Below are 17999 nucleotides of genomic sequence, written 5' to 3' on the forward strand. Positions count from 1 at the left end.
CTGATATCATCACGAAGGGCCGGGTTCTTCTGGGGCCCGCACATGGGCTTCACACAAGGCGTTTTCGCGGCGCTCGTCGCCGACGCGGCACCTGCTGATCTGCGCGGCACGGGGTTTAGGTTTTTCAACCTCGTCTCGGGGGTTGCAATTCTGCTCGCCAGTGTGGTGGCGGGCGCCCTGTGGGAAGCGGCGGGGCCGCCATCACCTTCACCGCCGGCGCCGCCTTCGCGGCGCTCGCGGGCGCGGCCCTCCTCGTCGTGAAAGCACCCATGACGCAGAAGTCTTGAAGAATATTGCGCTCGACATGCAATGGAAGAATAACCTGCTGGTGTATTCTCACACCAAACTATTTTCTGCGCAACGTCAGGTAGTTATAACTTCATGTATTTCACGCTTTACAGAGCTTTAACGCTATTATTCTAATTTAAGCACCAGCTATTAAATCTCGCTGGACGTTCTAAAACGATGCGTTTTCTGGTTGCAGCTTCCCTTTTTGCAATGGCCGCAGCCCAGTCCGCGGCGGCCGATCTTTCCGCCTACAAAAGGCCGCTGACGGTGCCTTTCGAGAAGGTGACGCCCTATTCGCCGCAACTCGCGACGCTCGGCAAGATGCTGTTCTTCGATCCCCGGCTTTCCGGCAACAAGAACATGACCTGCGCCAGCTGTCATAATCCTTCCTTCGGCTTCGAGACGCCGGTGAAGACACCGATCGGCGCGGCCAATACCGCGCTCGCCCGCCAGGCGCCGACAGTCCTGAACGTCGCGTGGGTCTCACCCTTCTTCTGGGACGGCCGCGCGAAGAACCTGGAGGATCAGGCGGCAGGCCCCATCACCGCAGCCGCCGAGATGAACGGCAAGCTCGAAACTGCTGTCACCGAAATGCAGAACATTCCCGATTACAAGGCGTGGTTCGGCGAAGTCTTCCCCGATAAAGGGATCACAAGGGGGACGATTCTGACGGCGATCGCCACCTATGAGCGGACAGTGGTTTCCAACTGGTCGCCCTTCGACCGCTGGGTGGATGGCGACGAGAAGGCGGTTTCCGACAGCGCCAAGCGCGGCTTCGAGGTCTTCACCAGCAGCGCCGGCTGCTCCGCCTGCCACTCGGGCTGGAATTTCACTGACAACAAGTTTCATGACATCGGCCTGCCGGATGAGGATATAGGCCGCTTCAAGATTGATCCGAGCAGCCCGAACAATCAGCATGCTTTCAAGACGCCGGGCCTGCGCAACACGCTCTATCGCGGCCCCTATATGCACGACGGCAGCCTGAAGAACATGGACGAGGTGATCGCCCACTACGAAAGCGGTGGCGTCGGCCGCCCCTCGCAAGATCCCGCCATGATGCCCTTCTTGCTGACTGACCAGGAGCGCGATGATCTGATCGCCTTTTTGGGAACTCTGACCGCCGAAAAGCAGGACATTCCCCTGCCGACGTTGCCGAACTGAGGTGCATACCATGAAACTCTCCATACGCATGCAGATCCTCGTCCCCATGGTGGCGACGATCGTCGTCGGATTCGGCAGCGCCCTCCTGATCGGCAACCAGGCTATCACCGGCCAGGCTCGGGTTGCCGCTGTGGTGCAGGAGGCGGTGAACGCCAAGCTGAGCTCGGCCCATATCGAGCAGCAGTTCCGGCAGGCGACATCGGTGGTCGACCGGGTGCTTTCGATGACGAATTTCGTGCCGGCAGCCGAGGTCAAGGCAGCGTTCGAGGAAAGCAATGGCGCGCTTTCGCAGTCGCTCGATGAGCTTGGGCGCGTTGATCTCGCCATGTCGCTGACCGAGGGGGTGCGCTCGCTTCGCGAGGCGCACGGCGCCTGGGAAAAGGACGTCAAGGTGAGCCTCGGCCTGCAGCAGGCCGACCAAGTGCCGACGGCCGAGAAGCTGGCGCGCTCGCAGCAGGCGATCATGGAAGGCATCACCGCCGTCAACGGTATCGTCGACAGGATCGCGACCGAAAGCGTCGCCGAGGCCGGCAAGGCCCTGGAAACGAAGATCGAAACTGAACTGGCGCTCGCGGGCCTTGCCGCCATCGTCGGCCTCGGCATTCTCATTGCCATCGCCCGGCATGTGTCGCGTCCGATCCAGCGCATCACCCGATCCATGCAGGAACTTGCCTCCGGCGAGACTGACAATGCGATCCCCTATGCCGGGCGTGGCGACGAGATCGGCCTGATGGCGGGCTCCGTCGAAGTCTTCCGCCAGAACGCCATTGCGCGCATCCAACTGGAAAGCCAGGCGGAGGAAAACCGGCGTCTGGCCGAAGCAAACCGGCTGGCCGACCAGGAGCAGGCGGAGCGCAGCGCTGCAGCACGGCTGAAGACTGCGACCTCGGCCCTCGCCGCCGGCCTGAAACGGCTTGCGGAGGGCGATCTCGCCTTCCAGCTCTTGGATCGGTTCGCGCCTGAATTCGAGCCGCTGCGGCATGATTTCAACGCGTCGGTGGAGCAGCTCGGGCGCACCCTGCTTTCGGTTTCAAAAAGCGTGTCGATCATCAATACGGGTACCCGCGAGATCAACAACGGCTCCAGCGAGCTTTCCGGCCGCACCGAGCGGCAGGCGGCAACGCTCGAGGAGACCGCCGCTGCGCTCGACGTCGTCACGGCCAAGGTGACCGAAGCCTTCAATATCGCCGAAGAGGCGCGCAGCGTTGCCGACAACGCCAATCGCAGCGCGATCGCATCCGGCAAGGTGGTGGCCCAGACCGTCGACGCCATGAGTCAGATCGAGGAATCCTCCAAGCAGATCAACAATATCATCGGCGTCATCGACCAGATCGCCTTCCAGACCAATCTGCTGGCGCTCAACGCAGGGGTCGAAGCCGCACGCGCCGGCGAGGCCGGCAAGGGTTTTGCCGTCGTCGCCCAGGAAGTGCGAGAGCTCGCCCAACGCTCGGCCCAGGCCGCCCGGGAGATCAAGGAGCTGATCGGGCGAGCATCCGCCAAGGTCGCGAGCGGCGTCGAACTGGTCAACCACACCGGCGCGGCACTTGGCGACATCGGCCGCTTCATCGTCGATATCAACCAGCGCATGGAAACGCTCGCCGCCTCGGCGCGCGACCAGGCGACCAGCCTCTCGGAAGTCAATTCGGCCATGAGTCAGCTCGACCAGGTAACCCAGCAGAACGCCGCCATGGTGGAGGAAACGACCGCCGCCAGCGTCACACTGGCCAGCGAAGCCGAACGGCTGCGCGAACTGGTCACTCAGTTCGAACTGGGTGGGGCAGACTCCGGCACGCGGAGCTATCGCGACGCAGCGTGAGGTAAGCACGATTAGGTCCCGGCCCGGCTGACAGCCGGGCTTTTTGCACGCAGCAGGGCGATCAGCATCGGGCCGAGTGCAAATTCACTGCGTTCGGCGCGCCGCGTCAGGTCCCTGAGATAGCCTCCGGCGGAGTTGATGCACTCTCCCCTTTGCAGGATGCAGGCCATGACGGTGGCGGCGCTTTCCGGCCCCATCACGCGTGACGCCGCCTCATAGGCCGACGGACTGACGGCGAGCATCGAGCGCACGACGATGGCCGCTGTCATCAGATCCCGCCAGCTGTCGACCTTGCCGCCAGGGCCGTAGTCCATGATGTCGGGGCAAGCCTGGAGAACAGTGGCGAGCGGGAAGGATTTCAGTTCGCATACTCTCGGCCAAACGGAGAGGCGCGATCCCTCCCGGCCGCGTGTTTGCGCTTTCGGCCCGTCATCGTGCGGCTTCGTCCCCGGTTGCGGATCCCGGCCGGCCTGCCCCGCCCCCGTTTCCAAGCGCGGTTCAGATTCAGAAAGGGATTCGGTGTGAGAATTCTGTATGTGGCGCTCAATCCGGGATTCACTGGTGCTCGCCATCTGCATTTTCGCGTGCAGCTCCAACAGGTTGACGATATCTGTGCGGAGTGTCTCGAGGTCTTCGAGGACGGGCGTGAGGGTTTCGATCGTCGCGGCTCGCGGAATCCGATCCAGGATAGAATGGAACATTGAGGACACGCGCTCGCAATCTCCCGCAACCGCTTCCTCGACGGCTGCGGAAATCAGCTTGGCGATGTCGCGCCGGTAGATCGTCAGCCGCTCCTTCATGGCGCGCAGCATCTGCCGGTCAGCGGCGATCCGTGCCGCCATCACCTCGATCTCGCCGGCCCGGGCGAGGAGCGGGGCGAGGCTGAAGCCATAGGCCTCGTCGATTCCGCCCCCCCGGCCGCGGCGGGCATAACGTTTGCCGTTCGGGCTGTCCTTGCGGGAGATCAGGCCGGCCTCGATGAGTACGGCGAGATGCCGGCGCAAAGTGGCGGCGGCCATGCCGCGGGCTCTGAGCGAAAGCTGCGCGTTCGAGGGGAAGACCACCAGTCCTTTTTCGCTGGACAGTTCGTCCTCAGGATAAAAACTCAGCAGCGCATCGAGCACCGTCAGCGCTCTGTCGGAGACGTCGAGCCCTGCCCGCGCCTCGCAGACGGAGCGGAACAGTTTCCATTTGCTGCGCGTCGTCTCGGCCGCGATCGCTTCGCCTCGCCGCTGTTTCAGCAGCATGGCGAGCGTCATCGGCCGCCGCCCGAAGGGCGTCGTCACATAGTCACTCTCCATTTCCTTCACCTCTCATCGGGCAAAAGAAATCCGCTCACCGAAACGATGCGAGGGAAAAGGTGCTGCAGCATCATTTACGCGTCTGAAAAGACGCGCAGGCGCTGCAGGACTCTTGACGGGGATTCGTGAAAATGCGATTCTCTGTCTTGCTAAGGATATGAGAAGGGCTTCCACGACTCGTTCGTTTGGGGGCCTTTTTCTTTTGCGGTTTCAGTCTCCTTGTTTGCCCTCCTCGGCGAGGAATTGCTCATAGAGCGCATCCAGCCTGCCGGAGAGAAATTCTCCGAAGCGACCGGCATTTCTCGCCTTCATCGAGAGCGAGAACGCCTTACCGTCATTCTTCATTTCCGCCTGGACCGCCTTATCAAGCGGCTGCCATGTCATCTTCCTCGCGGCGACGGTTTTCTTCACCGGCCGCGCGCTTTTGTTCAGCGCCGCATGGAGTGCCTCGAAACGTTTGTCGGAAGGTAGCTGATGAAAGTTGTCGTCTTGCAGGACTTTGGCGACATTTGCCGCATTGGCCGATTTGCCGGCGAGCAGCGACAGCTCCACCCAGCGCTCGCGGCCGACGCCGGGTGCGGCGCCGATCGCCTGGACGACCTCCGGCGAGATACGATCCATGACCGACAGCATCTTCGAGACTGAAGCCGCATTGGCGGCGAGCGCCGTCGAGATCACCTCCCTGTCATAGCCGAGTTCCTCAAGCCGCCTCGCAAAGAGCGCGCGCTCGATGAAGGTGAGGTCGGCGCGGGCGGAATTCTCCTGCCCCTGGGCGATCACATGGGTCCGGTCGTCGATCGCCTTGACGACGGCGCGGACATTGCGGCCGAGCGCGCGGGCGGCGCGCAGCCGCCGGTGGCCGAAGACCACCTGATAACGTCCGTCGATCCTGGTGTGGGGACGTACCAGGATCGGCGTATCCTGCCCGCGCGCCCGGATCGCTTCGACCAGCATTTGGAAGTCCTCGTCATCCTCGGACAGCCGGTCCTTGACGAAGGAGGCTTCGACGAGATCCGGGTCAAGATCGACCACCGCCTCGCCTTCGAGGAATTTTTCCGCCTGCTTGGCCAGCTCATCCAGCGAGCGGACGAGCGACCGGCCTGCGCCGCGCATCGGATAGTTAGGCGCGCCCGCGTTTTCGTCCGGCATATCGGCCAGTCCTTCCAGCAGATTTTTCCGTGCCATCGCTTCCTCCGGTTGCGGTCATTCCATTGATTTGCTTCACGGAAAGCGTGAATTTGTCAGCCGACAAATTCACCTTCCCCATGCCTGGTGAATAAGCCCGGCGATCTCTGCGTTGACGGCGTCCATCGCCTCCATCGCGCGATCATAGGTTCCCCGGTTCATCGAGGAACGCTCGACCTCATAAAGTGTCTGTTTGGTGATCCCGGCATCCGAGATTGCCGTCGATTTGACCATCTGGTTCTTCAGCATGAACTCGTGGAACATCGTCGACATGAAGCCGACCATCTGCGCCTGCGGCACGTCGGTCGGCTCGTAGCGGGTGATCAGATAGCGATACCAGGAGAGGTTCACCTCGGCGCCGGCGGCGCGGATCGGCTTCAGGATGCCGCCGAGCATGAGCAGGAACTGGCCCATCGACATGACGTCGAGCATCTGCGGATGGATGGTGATCAAGACACTGGTCGCCGCCGTCAGCGCCGTCAGGGTGAGGTAGCCAAGCTGCGGCGGGCAATCAATGACGACGACGTCGTAGCGGTCGTCGACTTCAGCGAGCGCGCGGGAGATGCGGGTGAAGAAGGTCTTGCCGTCATTGCTCGACTTGTCGGTCATGGCGAGCGGCGTATCGTATTCATATTCCTGCAGGTCGAGATTGGCCGGCACGATATCGAGGCCGGGAAAATTGGTCTTGTGGATGATCTCGGAGAGCGGCTTCTTTTCGCCGTCATAGCGGATCGCCTCATAGAGCGACGAGGCCTGGTCGAACTCCGGCTGGAAGCCGTGCAGCGAGGAGAGCGATGCCTGCGGATCGAGATCGACGGCAAGGACGCGGTGGCCGGTCAGCGCCAGGTGCTGGGCGAGATGGGCTGATGTCGTCGTCTTGCCCGAGCCGCCCTTGAAGTTGACGACGGCGATCACCTGCAGCTTCTCATGGCCGCGGCGATGGGGCACATACATGCGGCTCTCGGAGCGGCCATGCGCATCGAGATAGCGCCTGAGCTCCAGCATCTGCTCGGCGCTGTAGGAGCGCCGCCCGGAAGGCGAAGTCTGCGGGCAGGGGCCTTTGCCTTCGAGATGCAGTTTCTTCAACGTGCTCTGCGAGGCCCCGACATAATTGGCGACCTCGGCGAGAGAGAAGTTGCGCAGCGTCTTCTTCGCGTTCGGCGGAAAGCGCTGCACGCTCAGGAGATGCAGCTTCTTCGAAATCACGTCGCCGTGCTCGAGAATCTGATCCTCGAAATAGAGCGGCGCGGCCTTCACGGCGTTCGAATTAGCGTTCATCGGCAGCAATCTTTCGGATAACGGTTTTCGGGATCAAAAGCCCCTGTAACCGTTATTATCCGCGATTCTCCGATACCGGCCAAGAAATTTAAGGTTAACGCATATTAACCTTTTCGATGCTCGTTCAAGCGCTTGCCGGATCTCTGCGTGATGTCCGGACGACCGGGGATTTTGGGCCGGGGGCGCTGACAAAGCGCCCCCGGCGGCGCCCGGCCGAAGGGGAGGGGGCATTCGGCGGGCTTAACTCAATGGCGCTTCGCCTGTAGTGATGCGCTGCTCGTCGGCGCCGAAGAGGTGAACGGTGTCGTGGCCGGGGGCGATCCTCAACACGTCGCCGGGGGCGGCCCGGATCCGCTCGCGGAAGACGCAGGTCAGCGTCTGCCCTCCGAGCCGCACGAGCACGAGTGTTTCCGAGCCTGTGGGCTCGACGACGACGGTCGTCACTTCGATGCCGTTGGGGTCGAGCATGATATGTTCGGGGCGAATGCCGTAGGTCACGGCATCCTTCGGCCGGCGTTCGCTCGGCAGCAGCAGCCCGTCCACGGTCCTGAACCCGTCTTCGCTCATGCTGCCCTTGATGAAATTCATCGCCGGCGAGCCGATGAAACCGGCGACGAACAGATTGTTCGGGCGGTCGTAGAGTTCGAGCGGCGAGCCCGATTGCTCGATCAGCCCATCCTTCATGACGACGATCTTGTCGGCCATGGTCATGGCTTCGATCTGGTCGTGGGTCACGTAGATTGTCGTCGTCTGCAGCCGCTGATGCAGTTCCTTGATCTCCGAGCGCATCTGCACCCGAAGCTTGGCATCGAGGTTCGACAAAGGCTCGTCGAACAGGAAGACGGCCGGATCGCGTACGATCGCCCGGCCCATGGCGACGCGCTGACGCTGGCCGCCCGAAAGCTGCTTCGGATAACGCTCCAGCAGGTTTTCCAGGCCGAGGATTTTTGCCGCATTGCCGACGCGCTGATCGATCTCCGATCTCGGCATGCGCTTCATACGCAGCGAGAAGCCCATGTTCTTCGCCACCGTCATATGCGGATAGAGCGCGTAGTTCTGGAACACCATGGCGATGTCGCGGTCTTTGGGCGCAAGCTCGTTGACGATGTGCTTGCCGATCTGGATCTTGCCCGAGGTGATGCCCTCCAGGCCGGCGATCATTCTGAGCAGCGTCGATTTTCCGCAGCCGGAGGGGCCGACCAGGACGACGAATTCGCCGTCGCCGATATCGACGGACACGCCTTTGATGGCTTTGAACGCGCCGTAGTCCTTGCGCGCATTGCTGACCGAAACATGGGCCATGAAACTCCTCCCGAATTCGCCGTCAAAGTCCGTTCAAGACACTTTTGAGAAAATCGAGGCCGAGGCGCTCACCCTCCTTGCGCGCGGCCAAGTTCTTGCCCGGCCAGCCGTAAGCGGCATCCTCGTGCTCGATCGACAGCGTGCCATCAAAACCGTAGCCGCGGGCCTGCCTGAGGAAACGCGGCCAGTCGAGCAGACCGAGCCCCGGCAACTTGTATTGCCACCAGCCCTTGCCGTGATAGCCGAGTGCCTGCAGGGCCTCGGCGTCGATCGCCGTATCCTTGGCGTGCAGAATGGCGATGCGGTCCTTGACCGCCTCCAGCGCCCGATAGGGATCGACGCCGATGCGGATGAGGTGCGAGGGGTCGAATTCGAGGCCGAAGCGGGGGTCCTCGATGCGGCGGAAAAGTTCCTGCCATCCCCTAGGCGTCGTTCCGATGAAATTGTCTCTAGGTCCGGGCCAGTTCTCGATCGCGAAGGTGAGGCCGCTTGCCTGCGTTTGCGCGATCAGCCCAATCGCGAAGTCGGCGAAGTCGTCATAATTGGCCTCGTCGCTTGCCGTATCGTTACGACCGGGAAAGATCACGAAGATCGGAACGCCGGCGCCGCCGATCGCTTCGGCAAATTCTGAGGTCCTTGCCCGGAGTTCCCGGCGCTTGTCGCGATCGGCATCAAGCTGATTGCCGAAAAAAGTGATCGAGGAGACGAAGAGGCCGCGGCTTCTTGCCAGCGTAACGGCATCCTCCACCCGGTCGGGCGTCTTGATGTGGCCGCCGACATCGATCTCGATCGCTTCGAACCCCGCCGACGCGGCGAAATCCACCACCTCCTCCAGCGGGCAATCATTGAATGTCGAGGTATAGAAGCCGATCTTCACCATATCCTCCGATCCTCATCAAAATCCGGGGCCTTGCGGTCGTTTCAACTGTTCAGCCGATCCATGAATTTCAGCGGCGAGCGCGTGCGCTGCGCCACATCGGCCGATGCGAGCATCAGGGCCGCCGCCATCGGCATGGCCGCCGCACCCATGGCCGAGGCGTCCTCGCCGATCGAGGCGCGATGCAGCGAGGGCAGGTTCGTGTCCTCGGCGTCGAGATGCTCGTGGACGTAACGCAGCAATTCATCGACGATGCGGATCGGCAGCCGGCCGCCGACGAGCACGGCGTCGGGATCGACGATCATGGCGATATGTTTGACGGCGACGGCGAGATGCGCGCTCATCTCCTTCAGCCACTGCGAAACGAGGCGCTTGCCGCGTGCGTCGAGCGTCAGCAGATCCTGCGGCACGCTTACCTTGATCCCGTGCCGAGACAGGAAGTCATAGAGGAAGAACAGCGAGAAGATCTCGCCGAGAAGCTGGACCTTCTGCGCCTCGCCGTTGCGGCCGTCGGCAATCGGAAGCCAGCCGATCTCGCCGCTGAGGCCCATGGCGCCGCGATGGCCGTTGCCGTCGAGAACGAGGCCGCCGCCCGGGCAGGCATTGACGGCGATATAGAAGAAGCTGCTGCTTTCTGCGCCGAGGCCGTAATCCAGTTCGGCAAGGGCCGCGGCATTGGCTTCGTTTTCGATGAAGACGGGATGCGGCGTCAGGCTCTCCAGTGCGGCGCGCACGTCGAAATCAGTCCATTCCTGATAGGCGTCGGGCTTGCCGAGCAGCGAGATTTCGCCGAGCCAATCCGGCATGGCAAGGCCGATGCCGGCAAGGCGCGCATCGTCGATCAGTCGGCTGCGCTGGAAATGCGAGATCGCATCTGATGTCAGTTGCATGAATTCCGCCGGCAGGATGAAGCGCTTCTCGTGGTGTACGCGGGCGCGCACATTGCCGACGGCGTCGACCGCCAGGATCGTCAGATGGTCGCGGTCGATGTTGATGCCGATGGCGTAATAGGCATCGGGATTGATTTCGAGTTCGATTGCCGGCTGGCCTCTGAGCCCATGCCGGCGGCGGGCCTCCATGATCAGGCCCTCGTCCAGCAGGCGGTCGACGATGCGGGCGATCGCTGGTTTGGTGAAGCCCGTCTGCCTGGCGATCTCGGCGCGCGAAATCGGCGCCTGACGGTGGATGCAGCGCAGGACGACAGCCCGATTGTGCTCGCCCGCGTCTTCGACATTGGCGCCCGTCAGATCGGGAGAGTGCCTGGCGCCGAGTGTCTGGTTCATGCGTTCAATCCTTCCGCACGCGTGAAGAGTGAAGCAGACCTCTTCATCCCTTCACCGCGCCGCTGGTCATCGCACCGAGGATCAGCCTCTGGAGCGACAGGAAGGCCACGATCGCCGGAACGACCGCAATCAGGCAGGCGGCGGCAAGCAACTGGATGGACGAGTCGGTCTGCATACCGCGGAAGTTAAAGATTCCGACGCCGATCGGCATCAGGTCATTTTTGGTGAGCAGCAGGAAAGGCACCAGGAATTGCGACCAGCCGGCAATCACGGTGATGATGAAGACGGACGCGATGCCCGGCGCCGACAGGGGCAGGATGATGCGCCAGAAGACCGAGAAGCGGTTGCAGCCGTCGATCATCGCCGCCTCGTCGAGGCTGCGCGGAATGCCGTCGACCGTGCTCTTCAACAGCCAGGTCGCCAGGGGAACGCCGAGCGCGATATAGACCATAACGACGGCAAAATGTGTGTCCAGCAGGCCGAGGCGGTTCATGTAGCGGTAGAGCGGGACCATGATGACGAGCGGCGAAATCATCTGGAAGAGCAGCAGCCCCATCATCGACAGACCCTTGCCGCGGAAGTGGAAGCGGGAGAACGCGTAAGCGGCGGGCAAGGCAACGATCAGCACGCCGAGACCGCTGAGCGCCGCAAGCTTCAGGCCGTTCCAGAGATAGATCGGAAAATAGCTGTTGTTGAGAACGGTGATGAAATTCTGGATGGTGGGGTTGTCGGGAATGTAGCGCGCCGCGCCGCGATAGACCTCGCGCTTGTCACGCAGCGCCATCGAAAGGAGATAGGTGAGGGGGCCGGCGAAGAAGACGAACATCACCAGCATGAAGAAATAGCTCATGGCGTCGCCGAGCCGGGTTCCGGTGCGTCCGCTCATTGCTCTTCCTCCTTTGGCAGGAACGACGCGTAGAGGAAGGCAAGCCCGAGGCTGATGATCAGCATCAGCACCGAGAGCACGCTGCCGCCGGAGAGATCATAGTTTCGGAAGACGATATTGAAGACGTAGAGCGAGATCACTTCGGTCGCGCGCCCGGGTCCGCCGCCTGTCAGTGTGATGATCGCATCGAAGGTGTTCACCGTCTGGATGGTGATCAGGATCATGTTGACGAGGATGGCAGCGCGCAGCTGCGGCAGCGTGACGAAGAAGAACTGCTGCGAGGCGCTGGCGCCGTCGACCTCCGCCGCCTCGTAGAGCGAGGGATCGATCGATTTCAGCGCCGCATACATGACGACCATCGAAAAGGCGGTGCCGCGCCAGATGTTCGAGATCAGAGTCGACCACGGCGCCATTGCCGGGTCCGAGAGCCAGGCGACGGTCGGCATGTGCATCAGCCTCAAAATGCTGTTGAGCGCGCCGTAAGGCGCTTCGGAAAACAACATCTGCCAGATGATGCCGCCGGCAATGCCCGGCACGACCCAGGCGACAAGCGCCGTGGTCCTCAGGATCGTGGTGCCGAACAGGCCGCGCTTTTCGCCGCGAATGACGGTGACGGCGACCGCAAGCCCGAGGATCTGCTGGCCGATGACGCTGCCGCCGACGAAGATCAGCGTCGCCCAGAGAATGTCGGGCAGTTGCGGCGAGCTCAGCGCACTGGTGATCGAGCCAAACGTATATTGCTGGTTCTCGCCGATCAGCGTCGCATTGGTGAAGGAAAGCCGGAAAACGTCGATGACGGGATAGAGGTAGAATATGCCGATGACGATGATCACGGGCATGATCCAGGGCAGGGGCGCACCGGCGAACCGGCGCATGAACGTTCTGCTTTGAGGCGGGCTGTCAGCCTCGATGGCAATTGGGCTCATTGGCTTCTCTGTCCGGGTTTGGCACTGTCGACGGCGCCTCAAGTCCAGGCGCCGTCGCGGTCGGAAGCGTGGAAACGCCCGGGATCAGAGACGCTTGTAAGCCTCCATCGCCGCGCTAAATGCGGCATCCAGGGCCTCTTCCGGTTTCTTCGTCCCCGACAGCACGTCTCCCATCATGATCTGGATCTGGTTGGAGATCTCGGGATAGATCGGCACGCCGGGCCGGGCTTGGCCATCGACCAGCGCATTGGCGAAGGTCTTGTTGGCTTCCGTCGAGAAGACCTCATACTTGTCGAAGAGCGACTTGCGCGTCGGCAGCTGCTGCTGCAGCGCGTTTGCAGGACCCATATAGACGTCGCGCGCCAGGTTGGCGCACATTTCGATCTTCTCCTTGTCCTTGCTGAAGGAGGCGACCGTCCAGCCGCCGGTGCCCGTCGACTTCTGGTCGGCCGTGGGGCCCGGGATCGGCGAGAAGGTCCAGTTCTTGAATTCCTCTTCGTCGAGCGTCGTCTTCAGCTGTGCATATTGCCAGTTGCCGCCGATGAAGAGCGCCGTCGTCGCGGCAGCCGCCGCAGCGTTCATATCGTCGTAATTGGCGATCGTCGTAACGCGCTTCGGCGCCGCACCGGAATCGACGAGATCCTTGAAGTAGTTCAGCGCCTTCAGGAATTTCTCCTTGTTCTCGCCTTCGCCGAAGATTGGCTTGCCCGAGTCGTCGACGAGTTTGCCGCCGAGCGCCCAGTAATTGGCGAGCCAGTCGAAGGTCGTGCCTTCCCAGCGCCCGCCGTTGAAGAGCACGCCTTCCATGCCCTCCTTGGTGGAGGCAAGGGCGGCCTTCTTCAGTTCGTCCCAGGTCTTCGGCGCATCTGCGACCACAGACTTGTTGCGGTAGAGAACGCGCAGGTCCGTATCCCACCACCAGGCACGGATGGTCTTGTCCTTGTCGGTGATGCCGCTGCGGATGAAGGGGAAGAGATCGTCCACTTCTTCCTTGGAGAAATAGGGTGTGAAATCGGCCAGCACGTGATTGACCATGAACTGCGAGAGCACGAAGGAGTCGACGGCCGCACAATCCGGCGCGTTGCCGGCCTTGGCCTGCTCCAGCATCTTGGCCTGTTCAGTGCCGATGTCGGAGGACATGAATTGCATCTGCAATTTCCAGTCCGGATGCTTCTTGATGAAATCGACGAAGAGCTTCTGATAGCCCTCGGCAATGGCGGGATCGGAATTGTTCGGGCTGTCGTTCGTCAGGCGGACGACGAGCGTTTTCGGCGCATCGGCAAGGCCGATCCGGTCTTTGGTGGCAAGTTCCTGGGCAAAAATGGTGGATGCTGAAAATAAGACAGTGCTCAGCGCCAATGCGCTGACGGTCGCGCTCTTCATGATGGGTCTCCTCCCCATTTTGAACGAATACAGCCTGGCGGTCGGTTGACCTCTCCTCAATTCCGTGCTGCATTAATTAGATTAAGTTACTTTGATTTGATGTCAAGCCAGAGCTTGGGAGGATGAGATGCTGGCGACATTCAACAGCAGCTAGCGCACGCTGCGGTTTTCGGAAGGGATGCACGCCAAAATAAGTTGCCGACAGCGCCTTAGGGAAATCAGGCGCATCCAACCCGCAATTTTCCTGAGGAAAAGGCCGATCGATCGCGGATGGCCGCGATGGTGTCAGTTCGTGCTCCGGGCCGCAGCGGCAGCCGGAAACTGAAGTCCATGGAGGAGAAGATGCGTTTACTCATTCTCGGAACCGGCGGCATGGCCAACCAGCACGCCGCGCGTTTCAAGGCGATCGAAGGCGTCAGCGTCGTTGGCGGCGTCGATGTCGTCCCGGAGCGGCTCGCGGCCTTTTGCACCGAACATGGCATCGCCAATCATTTCATCTCGCTGAAGGATGCGCTCGCGTGGGGCGAGTTCGATGCGGTGGCGAACGTCACGCCCGATCGTATCCACCACCCGACGACGCTTCAGGCGATCGCCGCCGGCAAACATGTCTTCTGCGAAAAGCCGCTCGCCACCGATGCCGTCAAGGCGATGGAAATGACCGAGGCGATCGAGCGGGCCGGCAAGGTCGGCATGGTCAACCTCACTTATCGCAATTCGCCGGCGCTGCAGAAGGGCCGGCAGATGGTGCTTGCCGGCGAGATCGGCGCCGTGCGCCATGTCGAGGCGTCGCATCTGCAAAGCTGGCTGGTCGGCCGCCACTGGGGCGATTGGAAGAGCGAAAGCAAATGGCTCTGGCGGCTGAGCAAGAAACACGGCTCGAACGGCGCGCTTGGCGATATCGGCATTCACATCGTCGATTTCGCCTCTTATGGCTCCGGCCTCGACGTCGCCCACGTCTTTGCGCGGCTGAAGACTTTCGACAAGGCGCCGGATCACAGGATCGGCGAATACGATCTCGACGCCAATGACAGCTTCACGATGAATGTCGATTTCACCAATGGCGCGATCGGCACGATCCAGGCGACACGCACGGCAGCCGGCCAGATGGATCAGCTGCGCCTTAGGGTCTATGGTGAAACCGGCTCGGTCGAGATGATCTACGACACCGGTAAATCGACGCTGCGCGCCTGCCTTGGCGAAGATGTGCATACCGCGACGTGGCGCGATGTGCCTTTCGATCCTGTGGAGACGAACTACCAACGTTTCGTCCAGGCCGTGCGGGCGGGCAAGACCCAGGAACCCTCCTTCCGGCGCGCCGCCAACATCCAGAAGGTGCTCGACACGGCGCTCGCCTCCGATCTCAGCCATACCGATGAGGCGCTCGGCTGAGCCCGCCGAATTATGTTGCACGGTCGGCTTAGGCCGAAGCTGGCGGCAGCAGAAGCGTGTTGAGGAAGGGCAGGAGGGCTGCACCGAGTGCCACGCCGCCACCGCTGAAGCTTGCCGGCCGCATCGGCGAAATCCATGGCGTCAGCAGCGGCCTGGTCGAGGTGTCGCGCCGCTCGACGGAAAGCTGATGGATCAGCGCCTCGATCACCCCCTGCGGTAGGTCGCCGCCGATCATGACGACGCTCGGGGCGATGAAGCCGGCCATGGCGATGATCGGGTCGAGCAGATGGCCGGCGGCCTCGCGTATCCATTGCGACAGCGACGACGAGGAGAACTCCTCGCCCCTGAGCAGGCGCGCGAAGTCCTCGTCTCCGATGCGCGAGCGCAGGGAATCGAAACCGACGACGGTATTGAGCTGGACATTGTCGGGCCCGGTCAGCATTTCGCCGATGCTGCCCGCCCGCCCATGCACGCCGGAATAGGGTATGCCTCGGATGAGGAAACCCGCCTGAACGTCATCGTCGATGATGATCATCGCGAGCCCGCCCTCCGGCATGGCGCTGCCGATCGTGCGCTCGGCAAGCAGGCTCGCCGTGCATTCGTTTTCGACGTAGGTGCGTGCGATCGTCGACATCGCGGCAAGCTGCTCGCTGCGGGCATCGTTCCAATCGTTGGCGGCGATCCCGAGCCCGACGATCGGCAATGTCGCATGCCGATCGGCCATGTCCCGGACCGCCGCGTGTACCGCGCCAACCCCGTCTTCCGGCTCCACGTCGAAATAGACCCGGTCATGCACTTGGCCGCTCAAATCGATCAGCACGATCTCGCCGCGCGTCCGTCGAAGCTTGACGCCGATCGAAAACGCGCCCTCCGGCCGCAGCGCGAATTCCGTGGCCGTCGCCACGCCGCCGAGCCCGGTGCGCCGGTTCGATGTCACGAGCTTCTCGTCGGCAAGCCGCCGCAATATATTGGTGATGCCAGGCCCGGTCAGCCCGCTATGCCGCCCAAGCTCGGTGCGCGTCAGTGGCCCGTGCCGGCGGATTGCTTCTAGGATGACGCGGATATTCCGGTCGGCGATCTCACCCGATCTCAAGCCCACCGTTTTGGCGCGGGGCGCGCCCAACTCTTGAGTGTGAAGCCGACGCGGCCCCGACCGAAGATACCGCATGACCGTCTTTCTTGAGAGCACTTCGACGGTGTGTATCACGCTTATCGGTGTTCGTAACGATTTTCCAACGAAGTGCTCCGGCTTTCGAGAACCGCAACGGCGTGCCGATCATCCTCGCTGCGTCTTCTATACGTTAATAGCTGCAAGGACGATCGTTGCCGAAACCGTCGCGACAAGCCGGCCTGAGTGCGAAGTCAGCGCTGGAGTATCCAACCGATCCGGTCTGCGCCGGGTCGGTAGAGGTCGTCGTGCAGGACGACGCCGACATGGCAACGGCGATGAGCGCTGCCATCGCTGCCGGCAATTTCCACATCCGGAGCATCCCTCAACCCTCCCTTCGCCGCCAACAGGCAGCGTCTTCAGTGTGGTTGCCAAAGCAGATAGGTCGATGCTGCGATCAGGAAACTGTCATCATCGATCAAGATTGCGTTATCCTTGCGGCTGATGGTCGCCTACTTAGAAAGGGAGTTTTTCGAAGGGCTCGGAGGCTGGAGAGAGCTCCGGCCGGCTCGTTAAGGAGAAACGACATGGCACGGGCGTTGAGAAGATCACGCTCAGTGTTGGATGTGATATCGCTTTCGATAAACTTGTCTTGGACGATCAGAACGTGCGTCGGATGAAGGCAGGCGGCTCGATCCAAAATCTCTCGGAGGACATAGCACGCCGCGGATTGCTGACCAGCCTGAATGTTCGCCCGCGGATGTCTTTTCCATGCTATGATGGGCCTGCAAAGCTCAAGTTCGACGTCTGGAATATGGCAGAGGCCGAACGCTACTTTGCCCCGGCGAAGGGAGTTTGCGCCCAGCAGGGCTCGCCCCCCGAAGCGCTGGGTGTGCTGCCTTTTTGATCGATCGGGAGGAGGTTGTTCATGTCCACGGATAGTGTCGACCGCCCGCTGCAGCCGGGCGACCGGGCACCGAATGTTGTACTCGATGCGATCTCGCGCGAAGGCAAGATCGCGCTCGATGACTTTCGAGGCCGTAGCCCGCTACTGATCGGTCTATTTCGAGGCCTACACTGTCCATTCTGTCGGCGTCATGTCTCGGCGATGGCGCAGCTCAACCCTGCCCTGAAGGAGAAAGGCATCGAGTGTCTCGCTGTCGTCAAGACGCCCGTCGAACGGGCGCGGCTCTACTTTCGTTACCATCCACTACCCAACCTTATCAGCGCATCCGACCCGGAGGGGGCTTCGCATCGCGCCTTCGGTTTACCCATCCTCGAGCTCACGGAGAATGAAACCGAATGGCCGCACAAGCTCGGAATGGACGCGGTCAGGACAATGCGGATCGATTTACCGCGGGAGTTGCCCGTGCCGATGAACCCGGCTGCGGCGGGCGACTTTCTGGAGAAAAAGGACCCGTATGAAATGACGGCGGCCGACCAGCAGATTATCATCGCCGGTCACATGCCGCTTATCGGCGAGTTCCTGCTCGATCGGGACGGCACTGTGCGCTGGAGTTTCACAGAAGCCGAAGAGGGGGGCCAAAATCTATGCCGGGCGCCGAGTCCCGAAGAATTGATGTCAGCAGCGTCCCAAGTCGCACTTCAGTAAGTTGCTGAACAACTCGTCCCACGAGATGGTTGGCAGCCTTATACCAATCAGCGAACGCGCAGAGCTTCCCGTTGTATACGATGATCAGCAGGTCTGGGGCCACCAGCGGACCGTGGGCATTGCGAAGTCCGTGGCGAGCAACGGTCATCAGAACCAGTAGAATCTGGACCAAAGTCAGCATCGCGCCTGGAAGGTTCTCAACCA

The 17999-nt window shown here is 61.8% G+C and carries 16 protein-coding genes and 1 pseudogene; 6 read left to right on the plus strand and 11 right to left on the minus strand.

Features of this window, described 5'->3' with window-relative positions; genetic code table 11:
- Positions 1-30: 30 nt before the first annotated feature.
- The 3 genes and pseudogenes from HJB91_RS30735 to HJB91_RS15540 all read left to right on the plus strand — a co-directional run.
- A pseudogene (locus tag HJB91_RS30735) lies at positions 31-287 on the plus strand (MFS transporter); the annotation flags it as partial.
- Positions 288-465: 178 nt separating this feature from the next.
- Positions 466-1449 carry a cytochrome-c peroxidase gene (locus tag HJB91_RS15535; protein ID WP_221155258.1) on the plus strand — a complete coding sequence of 328 codons (984 nt, stop codon included), beginning with the start codon at positions 466-468 and terminating at the stop codon, positions 1447-1449.
- Positions 1450-1459: 10 nt separating this feature from the next.
- Positions 1460-3265, plus strand: coding sequence for a methyl-accepting chemotaxis protein (locus HJB91_RS15540; protein WP_221155259.1), 1806 nt, complete (start codon positions 1460-1462; stop codon positions 3263-3265).
- Between the two features lie 11 nt (positions 3266-3276).
- Here the strand turns inward: HJB91_RS15540 and repC are convergent, their stop codons facing one another.
- The 9 genes from repC to HJB91_RS15585 form a co-directional block, all read right to left on the minus strand.
- The gene (gene repC, locus HJB91_RS15545) at positions 3277-4566 is read right to left on the minus strand and encodes a plasmid replication protein RepC (RefSeq protein WP_221155260.1); all 1290 of its coding nucleotides are present in this window, start codon (positions 4564-4566) and stop codon (positions 3277-3279) included.
- 210 nt (positions 4567-4776) lie between these two features.
- The gene (gene repB / locus HJB91_RS15550) at positions 4777-5751 is read right to left on the minus strand and encodes a plasmid partitioning protein RepB (protein WP_221123512.1); all 975 of its coding nucleotides are present in this window, start codon (positions 5749-5751) and stop codon (positions 4777-4779) included.
- Positions 5752-5820: 69 nt separating this feature from the next.
- A complete protein-coding gene (gene repA, locus HJB91_RS15555; RefSeq protein ID WP_221123513.1) occupies positions 5821-7029 on the minus strand; it encodes a plasmid partitioning protein RepA in 1209 nt (402 codons plus the stop codon).
- 240 nt (positions 7030-7269) lie between these two features.
- Complete coding sequence (locus tag HJB91_RS15560; RefSeq protein ID WP_085782018.1) at positions 7270-8331, minus strand: ABC transporter ATP-binding protein; 1062 nt, start codon at positions 8329-8331, stop codon at positions 7270-7272.
- A 22-nt stretch (positions 8332-8353) separates the two neighbouring features.
- Entirely contained in the window at positions 8354-9208 is an 855-nt protein-coding gene (locus HJB91_RS15565; protein ID WP_221155368.1) for a sugar phosphate isomerase/epimerase, read from the minus strand.
- Between the two features lie 44 nt (positions 9209-9252).
- The gene (locus tag HJB91_RS15570) at positions 9253-10491 is read right to left on the minus strand and encodes an ROK family transcriptional regulator (RefSeq protein ID WP_221155261.1); all 1239 of its coding nucleotides are present in this window, start codon (positions 10489-10491) and stop codon (positions 9253-9255) included.
- A gap of 43 nt (positions 10492-10534) precedes the next feature.
- A complete protein-coding gene (locus HJB91_RS15575) occupies positions 10535-11377 on the minus strand; it encodes a carbohydrate ABC transporter permease (RefSeq protein ID WP_221155262.1) in 843 nt (280 codons plus the stop codon).
- On the minus strand, positions 11374-12303 hold the full coding sequence (locus tag HJB91_RS15580; protein WP_221155263.1) for a carbohydrate ABC transporter permease: 930 nt from the start codon (positions 12301-12303) through the stop codon (positions 11374-11376). Before HJB91_RS15580 ends, HJB91_RS15575 begins: the two co-directional genes overlap by 4 nt.
- A gap of 84 nt (positions 12304-12387) precedes the next feature.
- Positions 12388-13686: an extracellular solute-binding protein gene (locus HJB91_RS15585; RefSeq protein ID WP_210632094.1), complete on the minus strand. Its 1299-nt coding sequence runs from the start codon at positions 13684-13686 to the stop codon at positions 12388-12390.
- A gap of 342 nt (positions 13687-14028) precedes the next feature.
- On the opposite strand from HJB91_RS15585, the gene HJB91_RS15590 reads away from it, so the two are divergent.
- The gene (locus HJB91_RS15590; RefSeq protein ID WP_221155265.1) at positions 14029-15075 is read left to right on the plus strand and encodes a Gfo/Idh/MocA family protein; all 1047 of its coding nucleotides are present in this window, start codon (positions 14029-14031) and stop codon (positions 15073-15075) included.
- 28 nt (positions 15076-15103) lie between these two features.
- Here HJB91_RS15590 and HJB91_RS15595 read toward each other — a convergent pair whose 3' ends face one another.
- Positions 15104-16243: an ROK family transcriptional regulator gene (locus tag HJB91_RS15595; protein WP_210632096.1), complete on the minus strand. Its 1140-nt coding sequence runs from the start codon at positions 16241-16243 to the stop codon at positions 15104-15106.
- Positions 16244-16376: 133 nt separating this feature from the next.
- Positions 16377-16565 carry a hypothetical protein gene (locus tag HJB91_RS30740; protein ID WP_097601245.1) on the minus strand — a complete coding sequence of 63 codons (189 nt, stop codon included), beginning with the start codon at positions 16563-16565 and terminating at the stop codon, positions 16377-16379.
- A 270-nt stretch (positions 16566-16835) separates the two neighbouring features.
- Here HJB91_RS30740 and HJB91_RS15600 point away from each other — a divergent pair, with 270 nt between their 5' ends.
- Positions 16836-17090, plus strand: a complete 255-nt coding sequence (locus HJB91_RS15600; RefSeq protein WP_221155266.1) for a hypothetical protein — start codon at positions 16836-16838, stop codon at positions 17088-17090.
- Between the two features lie 21 nt (positions 17091-17111).
- Positions 17112-17795, plus strand: coding sequence for a peroxiredoxin-like family protein (locus HJB91_RS15605; RefSeq protein WP_183705030.1), 684 nt, complete (start codon positions 17112-17114; stop codon positions 17793-17795).
- The last annotated feature ends 204 nt before the right edge of the window (positions 17796-17999 follow it).

This window comes from Rhizobium sp. NLR10b (assembly GCF_019685435.1).
Taxonomy (GTDB): domain Bacteria; phylum Pseudomonadota; class Alphaproteobacteria; order Rhizobiales; family Rhizobiaceae; genus Rhizobium.

Coding starts and splice junctions, on each gene's coding strand:
- HJB91_RS15605 (WP_183705030.1), top strand. CDS start 17,112: ATGTCCACGGATAGTGTCGACCGCCCGCTGCAGCCGGGCGACCGGGCA.
- HJB91_RS30740 (WP_097601245.1), bottom strand. CDS start 16,565: ATGCTCCGGATGTGGAAATTGCCGGCAGCGATGGCAGCGCTCATCGCC.
- HJB91_RS15575 (WP_221155262.1), bottom strand. CDS start 11,377: ATGAGCGGACGCACCGGAACCCGGCTCGGCGACGCCATGAGCTATTTC.
- HJB91_RS15580 (WP_221155263.1), bottom strand. CDS start 12,303: ATGAGCCCAATTGCCATCGAGGCTGACAGCCCGCCTCAAAGCAGAACG.
- repC (WP_221155260.1), bottom strand. CDS start 4,566: ATGGAGAGTGACTATGTGACGACGCCCTTCGGGCGGCGGCCGATGACG.
- HJB91_RS15585 (WP_210632094.1), bottom strand. CDS start 13,686: ATGAAGAGCGCGACCGTCAGCGCATTGGCGCTGAGCACTGTCTTATTT.
- HJB91_RS15570 (WP_221155261.1), bottom strand. CDS start 10,491: ATGAACCAGACACTCGGCGCCAGGCACTCTCCCGATCTGACGGGCGCC.
- repB (WP_221123512.1), bottom strand. CDS start 5,751: ATGGCACGGAAAAATCTGCTGGAAGGACTGGCCGATATGCCGGACGAA.
- HJB91_RS15590 (WP_221155265.1), top strand. CDS start 14,029: ATGCGTTTACTCATTCTCGGAACCGGCGGCATGGCCAACCAGCACGCC.
- HJB91_RS15535 (WP_221155258.1), top strand. CDS start 466: ATGCGTTTTCTGGTTGCAGCTTCCCTTTTTGCAATGGCCGCAGCCCAG.
- HJB91_RS15560 (WP_085782018.1), bottom strand. CDS start 8,331: ATGGCCCATGTTTCGGTCAGCAATGCGCGCAAGGACTACGGCGCGTTC.
- HJB91_RS15540 (WP_221155259.1), top strand. CDS start 1,460: ATGAAACTCTCCATACGCATGCAGATCCTCGTCCCCATGGTGGCGACG.
- HJB91_RS15595 (WP_210632096.1), bottom strand. CDS start 16,243: ATGCGGTATCTTCGGTCGGGGCCGCGTCGGCTTCACACTCAAGAGTTG.
- repA (WP_221123513.1), bottom strand. CDS start 7,029: ATGAACGCTAATTCGAACGCCGTGAAGGCCGCGCCGCTCTATTTCGAG.